Source organism: Micromonospora sp. 067-2, assembly GCF_046549295.1.
Lineage (GTDB): Bacteria > Actinomycetota > Actinomycetes > Mycobacteriales > Micromonosporaceae > Micromonospora.
The window spans coordinates 251481-263577 of sequence record NZ_JAJPWB010000009.1; the positions used below are offsets into that span (position 1 = coordinate 251481).

Consider the following 12097-nt stretch of genomic DNA (forward strand, 5'->3'; position numbering starts at 1 on the left):
CTGTCTCACCGGAGCTTGTTGAGCGGCGTCCCGTCTCGCTCGCGGCGCCAGGCAGTCCAGCCGTTGGCCGCTCCCCCTGCGCAGGCACTGGCGGCGTCGGAGGGTGACTGGTAGCGGCGGCCGTTGATCTCCAGCTCTCCCGATGCCAGAACGACAGCGATGAAGGTCTTACCAAGGCGAGGTCGACGCCAGTAAAGGCGTTCCCCCACCTGGAGGTCCCCGCGGGCCATGAGAGGCGCGAGCGGACCTTTCGGCGGACCGACCGGCTGCGCCGGCGCGCTCGACTGGTCGGCGACGTCAACGACGACTCGCACTCGTAGGGGTTCCTTACCACGCAGCCCGTCAGCGACGAGTTCGTCGTCAATCACTAGGGTGATCTCCACAGCCACCACTTCCCATCTCTTCTTCTGAGCTCTTAGCTTGCTTCAGACGTACGTGATTGTCAAGTTCGGATGCTGCGATCAGGCCTAACGACGACCAGCACGATGACGGCGAGTCCACCGGCCGCGCCCCTCGGCACACGAGCGGTCCATGATGCTGCTTCGCTGTCATGGCTTGAGGCGTGCGACGCGCGCCAAGTCCGAGCGCGACCGGAAGACCCGTCGGTGTCGTGCGAGACTGTCGACGTGGTGAGCGTCCTTGAGCGTGAAGTCTTCTCTGAGGCCGAAGCGGCGCGGCTGCTGCGCGTCGCTCAGTCGACGCTGCACTACTGGCTTGAGGGCGACGAACGGCGAGGCAAAAGCTACAAACCGATCCTGCGCACCGAACCGCGCGGTGGCCGCTCCGTGACGTGGGCCGAGTTCGTCGAGGCTGGCCTGCTGCGTGAGTATCGCCGAACCCACCGAGTGCCAATGGTGGAACTGCGGGCCTTCATCGACCTGCTCCGAGAGCGGTTCGACGTCCCCTACCCCCTTGCCGACCGTCGTCCCTACGTCGCTGGCCGCAAACTAGTTCTCGAAGCCCAGACCGCCGCTGGCCTCGACCCGGACTACTGCCTAGTGGCTGTCGTCGGCGGCCAACTGCTGCTCACACCACCCTCAGCCGCGTTCTGGGAGCGCGTGACGTGGGACGGTGACCTCGCCGCCGGTTGGCGCCCAGACCCCAACCCGCAGTCGCCCGTGCGCATCCTGCCGGACGTCCGCTTCGGCCGGCCGTCGATCAAGGGCATCAGCACCGAAACGATCTGGGAGCAGGACGAAGTCGGCCTCGACGTCGGCGAGATAGCCGAGACCTACCAACTCGACATCGCCGATGTCCGGTGGGCGCTGGCATACGAGAATTCCCAGCGAGCGGCGTGAGCCGGATCAAACCCGCTGAGGTTCGCTACTACCTCGACGCTGACCTACTGGGTCTCGCACGGGTTCTCGCAGGACTACGCCCCGACATCACCTACCCCGGCGACCCCGGAGCAGTGATCCACAAGCGGCACCGGCCGCCCTGCCCGATCGCTAGCCCCGCGGTGAAGGACACCGTGTGGATCCCGGAGGTAGCCCGACAGGGCTGGTTAATCATCACGCGCGACCGCCACATACAAGAACATCGGCTGGAGATCGCCGCAGTGCGAGACCATGCGGCAAAGATGATCGCGCTCACCGGCGAGGACGCGTCCAGCGTTTTCGCCCAGCTCGAGGTGGTCATGAGTCGTTGGCGCGACATCGAGCGCTGCGCGGCGGAACCGGCACCCTTCATCTACGGCGTCACCCGCACCGGCATGCGCAAAATCTCGCTTTTTTAGCGCCGCCCGTCATCCGACGTCCTCCACCTGCAACTGGCCGACGGATCTCCCCGCTGTCGGACTCACCGAAGCCGGGCCTGGCCCGGCATACCTGCGTACCAGCTTCCTGCTGCACTTCAACGCCACGACGATTGTCAGAGGGTCGCTGCACCTGGCCATGTCATCGCAGCTCAGCCCTACCAGCGCAACTTGCGCAGGCGCGTTCGGTCAAGCGGGCGGATCCGCAATGCCGTCAGTTCGCCACGTAGTGTCGGACGGACTACCTCAAGCCACTCCACACCGTCGTAGTCGGCAAGGCATCGGGGCGCCGACGACAGGTACCGCAGCCCGAAGCCAGCGAAGTACGGTGTCACCTCGCCTCGGACGTCCTGCCCATGCAGGTGAATAGATCCTGAGTCCACCCCCTGCCGCTCGTAGTGGGCGAGCACGGCTTGCCCCGCTCTGAACGACACACCGCCGGGCTGCCATCTCTTCCGCAGGTACGACGCACTCGCAGCGCTATCCACGACGCGGTCCTCAAGAGCCACTCTTTCCAGTTCGATCGCACGCATGGCTACCGCTTCGAGAAGCTGCTCGCGCACCGGTCGCGGCAACCACCGGTCAAGCCCCTCAAACTCGGGGCTCATCGCGTCCCGCGGGGCACGGGCCGCCGTCGGATCTACCGCGATGCCACGCAGCCGATTCAGAGCGACGCTCAGGTCGTCACCTCGGCGCCACAACAGCGTTAGGTCGAAATCCGCCCGCGTCCGCATGTTGTAGACCAACTGACATCCCCGTGTCCGGCCGACCAGCGGCCGGCGCAAGTCTCCGAGCGGATCCCGGCCAGCACTGAGCGCCTGGGCCCTCTCACTCGCAAACTGCCAATCAGTCCCATCGAATTCGATATCCAGATCAACGTCAGCCGGCTCCGGAGCCCCCCGTGCAAACGAACCAAACACGTACACCTCGGTCACCAACCGAAGCGGCCATTCGTCCTGCAGCTGGCCAAGACGCTCGAGGAATTGCTCGACAAGCAGCGCCGCCCGTTGTCTCTTCATGCCACTGATAGTCACATCGCTGATCCCGCTCGTCGAGCTGCTCCAGGCACGCAGATCAACGATGCCCTACTCACTCGCTGTTCACCGCGGGCCGCAGCATCAAAGTGATCGCCAGAATGATCAGCTGCCCGATCCCCTATGTGCCAGGCGGCTCCTACAGCGTCCGCAGGCCGCCGCGCTGCTGGCCGCGCTCGACGATCCAGATCGCGGGTTCGACGCGATCGTGGTCGGCGAGTACGAGCGGGCGTTCTCCGCCAATCAGCTGCAGCACCTGACTCCCGTGCTCGAACAGCACGCTGTGGAGCTGTGGCTGCCCGAGACGGAGGGGCCTGTCGATCACCACGACCCGGCCCATCAGGCGCTGATCATGATGCTGGGCGCCCAGTCGAAACGTGAGGTGCAGCGCGCCCGGTTCCGGGTCGTCACGGCGATGCGGACCCAAGCGCGTGAGCAGGGACGGTATCTCGGAGGCCGGCCGCCCTACGGCTACCGACTCACCGACGCCGGCCCTCATCCGAACGCCGCCCAAGCGCGATGGGGTCGCCGGCTTCAACGCCTCGAACCGGATCCGGCCACGGCCGGACACGTGCGGTGGATGTTCGCCCAACGCCTGGACGGCCAGAGTCTCGCCAGCATGGCGCGCGCCCTCAACGACGCCGGGATACCGTGCCCGTCGGGCGTCGATCCCGGCCGCAATCCCCACCGCAGTGGCGACCGGTGGACCCTACGAACGGTCGCGGCGATCCTCGCCAACCCTCGCTACACGGGTCGGCAGGTCTGGAACCGGCAATCCGCGGACAACGACGCCGACGCTAGCCGCTCGGAGCGAGAACCGATCCGGCGGAACCCGACCGTGGACTGGGTGGTCTCCACGCAACAGGCCCACACCGCGCTGGTCAGCGAACAGGACTTCGTCGCCGTCCAAACCATCCGCTCCCACCGCAGCGCCCACGACGGCACCACCCGCCGCTACCTGTTCACCGGCCTACTGCGCTGCGGACCCTGCGGCCGAAGATTGGAATCTCACTGGATCAACCAACGCCCCGGCTACCGATGCCGCCACGGCCACACCAGCACCCAACAGTCCTCTAATCACCGACGCAAGATCCTCTACCTCAGGGAAGACCACCTCATCGCAAGACTGGCCGACCATCCCCGCCTCCCCGGCGGCATCCAGACTCCCCATGACCTGGTCGCACTCCTGCACAAGAGGAAGATCACCATCGTCTGCGACCATGAGCACTGCACACCAACCACAGAAAGATCCGCGCAGGCCAACCTGCGCGGATCATGATCTATATGTGGTAATGATGTGTCCGAGGGGGGACTTGAACCCCCACGCCCTATACGGGCACTAGCACCTCAAGCTAGCGCGTCTGCCATTCCGCCACCCGGACCTGCTCGTTCAGCCTACCTCGCCGACCTGGATGATCTTTCCACCCGATGGTCGGCCCGGCGGGCCGCACGGGGAGTTACTGTACACGGCACTCGTGGATCATGCACATCGCCTTCGGCCCCGCCATCAAGCTGCTCACATCGCTGCTCAGCCCGGCTGCCCAGCCGTCGCCGAAGCACCGCCGAAGGCGTGTCCGGGTAGCGTCGGGCGGCCCTCTGGCGGCAGCATTGCCACGTGCCCCATCCCTCTCCCCTGGCGGCCGCCCAGCACCGGGCCCTCGCCCTGCGCACCGCGGGCGACCTCAGCGCCGCTCGGCAGCTGCTCGCGGAGGCTGTCGTTTCCGCACGACCGCCTTTCGGCGAGGGCCATCCCGAGGTGCTGCACACCGCGCACCTGCTGGCCCGTCTGCACCGGGAGGCGGACGACCCGCTCGGCGCCCGTCGGGTGTTGGAGGAGGCGTTCGCGGCGGGTGAGCGGCGCTGGGAACACTCGGACCCGGTGATGCTCGCGCTCGCCTTCGAGCTCGCCGAGGTCGCCGAGGAACTGGGCAACCGGCACGAGGCTCGTCGCAACTACACCCGCGTGGCCACCGCCGGGCCCGCCGTGCTCGGGGAGCACCATCCGGCGGTACGCGCCGCCCGCCACTACCTCGGCGACCCTGTACCAGGGCCGGCCGAGCAGACCGGCTCGCCGTCGGCGCCCGACCAGACCTCGGCACCCGTCGCGACTGATCCCGGCACCCGGTCAGCGCTGTCCGGCCCGACGCTGTCCCTGGCGACCCTGGCCGCGATGGCGGCGGCGGACCGCGGGCCGACCGCCGCTTCACCATGGGCTCCGCCGCAACCGCCGACCACGCCGCGGTCCACCCGACCGGTGGTACGGGAACAGACGGCTTCCGGCCCGCCCCCGGTAGCGGCCAACGCCCCCCGGGTTGTGTCGCCGCAACCGGCGGCGCGGCCGGTGCCGTCCTCCGTCGCGCCGGCGCGGCTCGACCCGCGGCCCACGACCCTCGCACCTCCCGTGCCGCCGCGCCCGCGCGCCGCGGAGCAGCAGCTTGAACCGGCCGCACCCCTACCGCCCCGGCCGCCGAAGGACGGCCAGCTGACGAGACCGGCGGACCAGGTCGGCCAGCCACCGTCCCGTCCGCAACCGTCCGGCACGGCGGTACCGCCTCGTCAGCGGACGGTCGATCGACCGAACCCCACCCCGGTCGAGGCGCCGTCTCCTGCGTCGGCGTCACCGGCCCAGGTGTCGACGGTCGCGCCAACCGCTCCAGCGGTGCCGCCGGGTTCCGCGCCTGGCTGGGACAACCCGACGATTCAGGTACGCCAGATCGAACCGCTGCTGGCCGAGGAGGCCGCCCGCCTCGCCGCCATGGGGGTCGATGCGAGTGGGTCAGCCGATGCGGCAGGCGCAGCGGTGGCACCGGCGAGCGGGCCGCCGAGTCACCCCCAACCCGTCTCCGCACCGCCCGCACACCCGTACCCGGTGTCCGGGCCGCCCGCCCAGCCGTACCCGGTGTCCGGGCCGCCCGCCCAGCCGTACCCGGTGTCCGGGCCTCCTGGCTATGCCCAGCCCGTCTCCGCGCCACCCGGGCACCCCTACCCGGTCTCCGGACCGGCCGGGTACGGCCAGCCCGAGTCCGGAGTGCCGGGCCAGCCGTATCCGGTCTCCGGGCCGCCCGGCTACGACCGGCCAGCCTCAGGGGCAAACCAGCCCCAGCCGGTGTCCGGACCGCCGGGCCAGCCTTACCCGGTATCCGGACCGCCGGGCCAGCCCCACCCGGTGTCGGGGCCGCCCGGTTACGGTCACCCTGTCTCAGCGCCTCCGGTGAGCGCGCCACCCGTACCGCCGTGGGGGTTGACCACGCCACCGTGGGCCCGCACCGCGCCCCCGCGACCACTGCCCACGCCCGACGCCGAACAGGCGAACCGGTCTGCGACGGCCGTGGACGAGACCGGGACCGACGGTGGGGTCGATCCGGGCGTGGTCAACGCCGTGGCAGCGCCGCCGCACCAGCCGGCCCCGGCCTCGGCACCGACTGAGGTGATCCCACCCGTCCGACCCACGAGCGGCGACCCGATCGGGCCGGACGGCGGCAAGGGCCAGCCGCCCACCGCCCGGCCGAACCCGACCACCCCGGCCCCCCGACCGATCCCCGAGGGCCGCCCACCGCACGAGCCGCACCCGACCAACGAGCCGTACCCAGGCCACGAGCAATACCCAGCCCAGGAGCCGTATCCAACCCGCGAGCAGTACCCGAACCAGGAGTCGTACCAGACCCACGAGACGTACCCGGGCCAGCAGTACCACCCGGGGCAGGTGTACCCGGGCCAGCAGTACCACCCGGACCAGGACGGGTACCGGCCGACGTACGCCGATGAGGGCCGGTCGGCGGGCCGGAGCCGGGCGACGCTGATCGGTGCGGTGGTGGCGGCCGGGGTGGCAGTGCTGGCGGTCGCCGGCCTGGGTGCGGTGGTGTTGACCCGCGATGACCCGCCGCCGCCGGCCGGGACGGCCCCGACGGCGACAGCACTCACGGCGGCGGGGCCCGCACCGGGTGACCTGAAGCTCCGGGACGACCTGGTCACGATCACGCTGACCTGGACGGACCCCTCCGACGGTGCGGTGCCGTTCATGGTCGCCGGTGGCCGGTCAGGACAGGCGCTGGGGGTGTTGGCCACCGTGGACCCGGGTCGGACCAGCCACACGATCAACGGGCTGAGCTCCCGGGTGGACTACTGCTTCACCGTGCTGGCGGTCTACTCCACCGACAGCTTCGCCACCTCGGGACAGGTCTGCACGAGGCGGGAGCGGGCCACCCCGCCGAGCTGATTGTGGCCAGACCGGCCGCCGCGCGGGCGGACCGGAACTGAGCTGCGCGTCCACAACGCACACGCTCGGTATCCACAGGGGTGACCGTGCGGGTTCCCCCGCCACCAGCAGCGCCATATGATGGCACCCGGCTCAGGGGAGGGGTCGCCGCGAGGCGCGCACCTGCCACGACTCAGGGGAGGCAGCCGGCTGTGGCCAGCATCGACGATGCCGTGGAGACCGACGCCCCCCGTTCGCGGTCCCGGCTGCGCGGTGGGCTGGTGACCGTCGGCACGGTGACCGCGCTGGTGGCCGCCATGGGGCTGACCGTCCTGGGGCTGGGCGCGGCGGACAACGCGGTCGCCAACTACGACGCGAGTTCCTGGTTGTGGAGTGCGGCACGCAGCGAGCTGGCGCGGGTCAACGGGGTCACCGCGCGGGTCGACACCCGCACCGAGGTGCCCGGCGCCCGCCGCCACCCGATGCAGGTCGCCCAGACCGACCGGCTGCTGATCCTGCGTGACCTGCAAACCGGGCAGGTCAGCTCACTCGACCTGGCCACGCTGCAGCTCACCGCGACCACCCCGACCACGCCGGGCCTGGGCGTGAGCGTCGCTCTGCACGAGGACGCGGCGTTCGTCGTCGACGCCGTGCAGGGCATCGTGCGGCAGCTCGACCCGCGTTCTCTGACGCCGGTCGGCGAGCCGGTGCGTTATCCCCCGGGCATCACCGGCGGCGCCTTCGACGGGAAGGGCCGCCTCTGGATCGCGGTGCCCAGTGAGGGCACGGTGTCGGCGGTCACCGCGGCGAAGCTACCGTCCGCGCCGGCCTCTGCGGCGCCGGCCGGCGGCGGGCTGAGCCCGGAGCGGGTCGAGACGTACGACGTCGCGGAGGCCAGTCACGAGCTGGTCGTCTCCACCCTGGACGACGGGGTGGCGGTGCTCGACCGTACCGCCGGAAGGTTGGTCCGGGTGCAGCGCGGTGAGGTGCGCCCGACCTCGCTGACGCTGACCGGGCCGGCGGGACTGCCGGCACGCACCAGTGGCTCTCGGGTCCCGGTGACCGTGCCCGCCGAGCGGCGCGTGGTGGTGGTGGGTGACGCCGGCGAGGAGCGGGCGTTCACGGTGCCGGGCACCGGTGACCGGCTCAGCCCGGCGGTGGCTTGGGCGGGCAGGTTCTACTGCGCCGACGAGGCGACCGGCACGATCTACTCCTTCGACGCTGGTGGTCAACTGGTCGACACCGTCCGGGGTCGCCCCGACGGGCCACTGGAGTTGGAGGTACGGGAGAACCACCTGTTCATCAACTCCCCCGACTCGGCGACCGCGCGGGTGGTGGATGACAAGAACCAGATGCGCGAGGTCGACAAGTACGCCAACGACGTGCTCGGTGGCGATCCGCCGCCGGCGCCTGCGCCGCCGCCACCGCCGAAGAAGCCCCGGGTGGGCAAGCCGAGCGCGCCGCGCAGCGTCACCGCCGCCGCCGGCAACGCGCAGGCCCGGGTGAGCTGGCGGCCGGCCGCCGCGAACGGCGCCGAGATCATGAGGTACGTGGTGGAGGGCGCCAGCCAGCGCCTGGAGGTGGGCGCCAACCAGCGTTCGGTGGAGGTCAAGGGCCTGACCAACGGCGAGACGTACCGGTTCGCGGTGCACGCGGTGAACGCCAAGGGCGATGGTCCGTCGCGGAGCAGCAACCCGGTGACCCCGACGGCCGCGGTGCCCGACCCGCCGGCGAGCGTCACCGCGCAGGAGCGGCCGGACGGCACGGTGCTGGTCAGGTGGCCGGCAGCGAACGGGCAGGGCAACACGATCGCGAGATACGCCGTCACGGCCAGCTCGGCGGGGACGAACGCCCCGGTCGGTGAGTCGACGAAGACGGAGCTGGTGGTGGCCGCCGGGGAGCTGGAGTTCGGCACCCAGTACGCGTTCACCGTGGTGGCCGTCAACGACAGGGGCGCCGGCTCGGCGGCCTCGCCGGTCAGCAACACCGTCGTGCCGTTCGCGGCACCCGGTCGGCCGGTCGACCTGCAGGCCGGCACGGTCGCCAACCAGCCGGGCGCGATCACGGTGCAGTGGGCGCCGGCCGAGGCGAACGGCCGTCCGGTGACGAAGTATCTGGTCGACGTCGGCGGGCGTCTCAGCGAGGTGACCGACACCCGCGCCACCGTCACCGGGCTGGGCAACGGCCAGAACGTCACCGTGAAGGTGAAGGCGGTCAACGAGGCCGGGCCCGGCCCGGAGGCCACCGCCACGGCCCGCACGGTCGCCCAACCACGGGTCACGGTCACCGGGTCGTCGGCGACCGCCACCTCGGCCACGGTCACGTTCACCGTGGACGCCGGCGGCGGTCAGGCCACCTGTTCGGTGAGTACGCCGGGCGAGCCGGCGAAGGCCGGGGCGTGCTCCAGCATCACGGTGCCGGGCCTGACGCCGGGCACGAAGTACACGTTCACGGTGACCGCGAGCAACGCCGCCGGCAACGGCACCGCGACCAGGGCGCAGGACACCGCCGCCCTGTACGGCATCGCGACCTGCCGCAACGGGGCCTCCGGCCCGGAGTCGACGTACTGCAACAGGGACGTGAGCGGCCGCAACGGCAACGAGGTCTTCTCGGTCACCCGGCAGGACAACGACAAACAGGTGGGCTGGGCGGAGCCCGGCACCCGACTCCAGGCGTACTGCAAGAAGTCGGGTGAAGAGGTCTACGCCTACATCTACAACAACGACAAGCGCAGCACCTGGTGGGTGCAGGTCAACTACAGGGGGAAGAACTACATTCCCTGGGCCTGGCTCAACCTGGAGGGCGGCGACACCATCAACGTCCTGCCCACCTGCTGACCGCCAGGCAAGGAGCACCACCGACCGTGAACACCCACGAGCCGCTCACCCAGCCGGAGGTGCAGGGCTTCGCCGCCCTGGCCGCCCGACTGGCCGAGAACATCAATTCGGTGGTGCTCGGCAAGCCGCAGGTGGTCCGGCTGGCGCTGACCGCGCTCTTCGCTCAGGGTCACGTGCTCCTGGAGGACGTGCCCGGGGTTGGCAAGACGACCCTGGCCCGGGCCATCGCCGCCACCGTCAAGGGTCAGTGGCGCCGGATCCAGTTCACGCCCGACCTGCTCCCCTCGGACGTGTCCGGGGTGACCATCTTCAACCAGGCGACCCGTGACTTCCAGTTCCATCCGGGGCCGGTCTTCGCCAACATCGTCATCGCCGACGAGATCAACCGGGCGTCGCCGAAGACCCAGTCGGCGCTGCTGGAGGTCATGGAGGAACGCACGGTCACGGTCGACGGGGTCCGGCACCCGGTGCCGGAGCCCTTCCTGGTGGTGGCCACGCAGAACCCGGTGGAGATGGACGGCACCTACCGGTTGCCCGAGGCGCAGTTGGACCGCTTCCTGGTCAAGCTCTCCGTCGGCTACCCGGACGAGGCGGTCGAGGTGGAGGTGCTGCGCGGCGCGACGGTCCGCTCCCCCGAGGCGCTCACGCCGGTCACCGACACCGCCACCGTCGGGGAGATGGTCCGGATGGCCCGCCGGGTGCACATCGCCGAGCCGCTCTACGCGTACGCGGTCCGGCTCGCCGCCGCCACCCGCACCCACCAGCACGTACGCGTCGGGGTCAGTCCCCGGGGCGTGATCGCGCTGACCCGGGCGGCGTGCTCGTACGCGCTGATCGACGGTCGGGGTTGGATCATGCCGGAGGATCTGAAGGCGCTCGCCGAATCGGTGTTCGCGCACCGGCTGCTGCTCACCCCGGATGCCCAGGTGCGCGGCTTGACCGCCGTTGAGGTGCTGCGCCAGGCCATCGCCTCGGTGCCGGTGCCGCTGCCGTCGGGGCAGCCGGCCCCGGTACAGGGCTGACCGGCAGCAGCGGCATGGGGATCACCGCCCGGGGGGTCGGGCTGCTCGTCGCCGCCGTCGTGCTGCTGGGCATGGGCTTCCGGTTCGCGTACCCCGAGTTGACGCTGCTCGGCGGGGCGGCCGGCGCGGCCGTGGGCTACGCCGCACTGACCGCGGCCTGGCGGCCCCGGCTGACGGTGGCCCGTTCCGCCGACCCGGACCGGGTTGCGCGCGGCGAGCCGGCCAGCATGACCCTGACCGTCCGCAACACCGGGCGGTGGCGCTCGGCGAATCTGCTGGCCGAGGACCGGTGCGGGCTCCGTACGGTGCCGGTGCCGCTGCTGCGCCTGCGACCCGGCCGCGACACCGAGGTCCGCTACGACGTGCCGACGCACCGCCGTGGGGTGGTGCCGGTCGGGCCGCTGCGGGTGACCCGGCGCGATCCGTTGGGCCTGGTGGCGCTGGCCCGCCCGTACGGTGCGACGACGCCGGTCTGGGTCCACCCCCGGGTCCACCCGCTGACGGCGGTGCCGAGGGGTGCGGGGCGCAGTCTCGACGGCCGGCTGGACGGGGTGCCGCACGGGTCGATCACGTTCGACTCGTTGCGGGAGTACGTGGTGGGCGACGAGCTGCGTCGGGTGCACTGGCGGACCAGCGCCCGGGTGGGCGAGCTGATGGTGCGGGAGAACGTGGACACCAGTCTGCCCCGTCTGGTCGTACTGCTGGACAACCGTGCGGCCGCGCATTCGCAGCGGGTGGACGGTGTGGCGGAGTCGTTCGAGTCGGCCTGCGAGGCAGCGGCCTCGGTCGTGACCGCCGCGCACCGCGCTGACCTGCCGGTGCTGTTGCTGCTGGTCGCCGCCGAACCGGCGAACCCGGCCGAGCGCGGGCACGGCGATCGGCCCGGCGTGGACGTGGACGACGACCCGACCGGCGGGCACCGGCTCGGGCCACTGGACCGGCTCGCCGCCACCGACCTCTCCGATGACGACGACGCGTTGCGCGCGGCCACCACCCGGCTGCGGCAGGACCGGCTCGGCGACACCCTGATCTTCCTGACCGGGCCGGGCGGCCGCGCCGAGTTGGGGCACGTCGGCGCGCTGCGTGGCGCGTACCCGTCGGTGGTTGTCGGGGTGTTCGGCGCGGCCGAGGCGACGCCGCCCGGCGCGGCCGGCCTGGTGGTGGTCGACGCGGCCGACGGCGCGCAGTTCGCCGCCGAGTGGGACGGGGTGCGCCGGTGGTGACGGGCGTCGGCCCGCAGCGGCCAGGCGACGCGC

Annotated in this window: 9 protein-coding genes and 1 tRNA gene; 7 read left to right on the forward strand and 3 right to left on the reverse strand. The window is 71.2% G+C overall.

What is annotated here, in order from left to right:
• Positions 1-5 precede the first annotated feature (5 nt).
• Complete coding sequence (locus ACLJN9_RS22815; RefSeq protein ID WP_410813531.1) at positions 6-389, reverse strand: hypothetical protein; 384 nt, start codon at positions 387-389, stop codon at positions 6-8.
• A 240-nt stretch (positions 390-629) separates the two neighbouring features.
• On the opposite strand from ACLJN9_RS22815, the gene ACLJN9_RS22820 reads away from it, so the two are divergent.
• Complete coding sequence (locus ACLJN9_RS22820; protein WP_410813532.1) at positions 630-1298, forward strand: DUF433 domain-containing protein; 669 nt, start codon at positions 630-632, stop codon at positions 1296-1298.
• On the forward strand, positions 1295-1735 hold the full coding sequence (locus ACLJN9_RS22825) for a hypothetical protein (RefSeq protein WP_410813533.1): 441 nt from the start codon (positions 1295-1297) through the stop codon (positions 1733-1735). Before ACLJN9_RS22820 ends, ACLJN9_RS22825 begins: the two co-directional genes overlap by 4 nt.
• Positions 1736-1911: 176 nt before the next feature.
• Here the strand turns inward: ACLJN9_RS22825 and ACLJN9_RS22830 are convergent, their stop codons facing one another.
• The gene (locus tag ACLJN9_RS22830; RefSeq protein ID WP_410813534.1) at positions 1912-2772 is read right to left on the reverse strand and encodes a nucleotidyltransferase domain-containing protein; all 861 of its coding nucleotides are present in this window, start codon (positions 2770-2772) and stop codon (positions 1912-1914) included.
• On the opposite strand from ACLJN9_RS22830, the gene ACLJN9_RS22835 reads away from it, so the two are divergent.
• Entirely contained in the window at positions 2771-4066 is a 1296-nt protein-coding gene (locus ACLJN9_RS22835) for a recombinase family protein (RefSeq protein ID WP_410813535.1), read from the forward strand. The genes ACLJN9_RS22830 and ACLJN9_RS22835 overlap by 2 nt on opposite strands.
• 19 nt (positions 4067-4085) lie before the next feature.
• Here the strand turns inward: ACLJN9_RS22835 and ACLJN9_RS22840 are convergent.
• A tRNA-Leu gene (locus ACLJN9_RS22840) sits at positions 4086-4169 on the reverse strand.
• Positions 4170-4402: 233 nt separating this feature from the next.
• Between ACLJN9_RS22840 and ACLJN9_RS22845 the strand changes: the two genes are divergently transcribed.
• From ACLJN9_RS22845 to ACLJN9_RS22860, 4 genes are all read left to right on the forward strand, one after another.
• On the forward strand, positions 4403-7003 hold the full coding sequence (locus tag ACLJN9_RS22845; RefSeq protein WP_410813536.1) for a hypothetical protein: 2601 nt from the start codon (positions 4403-4405) through the stop codon (positions 7001-7003).
• Between the two features lie 191 nt (positions 7004-7194).
• Positions 7195-9819, forward strand: a complete 2625-nt coding sequence (locus tag ACLJN9_RS22850; protein WP_410813537.1) for a fibronectin type III domain-containing protein — start codon at positions 7195-7197, stop codon at positions 9817-9819.
• Positions 9820-9845: 26 nt separating this feature from the next.
• The gene (locus tag ACLJN9_RS22855; RefSeq protein ID WP_410813538.1) at positions 9846-10841 is read left to right on the forward strand and encodes an AAA family ATPase; all 996 of its coding nucleotides are present in this window, start codon (positions 9846-9848) and stop codon (positions 10839-10841) included.
• A 14-nt stretch (positions 10842-10855) separates the two neighbouring features.
• The gene (locus tag ACLJN9_RS22860; RefSeq protein WP_410813539.1) at positions 10856-12064 is read left to right on the forward strand and encodes a DUF58 domain-containing protein; all 1209 of its coding nucleotides are present in this window, start codon (positions 10856-10858) and stop codon (positions 12062-12064) included.
• Positions 12065-12097 lie beyond the last annotated feature (33 nt).

Bases quoted from the DNA above. Each gene is read 5' to 3' on its own strand.
- ACLJN9_RS22830 (WP_410813534.1), bottom strand. From the start codon at position 2,772: ATGAAGAGACAACGGGCGGCGCTGCTTGTCGAGCAATTCCTCGAGCGT.
- ACLJN9_RS22835 (WP_410813535.1), top strand. From the start codon at position 2,771: ATGCCACTGATAGTCACATCGCTGATCCCGCTCGTCGAGCTGCTCCAG.
- ACLJN9_RS22860 (WP_410813539.1), top strand. From the start codon at position 10,856: ATGGGGATCACCGCCCGGGGGGTCGGGCTGCTCGTCGCCGCCGTCGTG.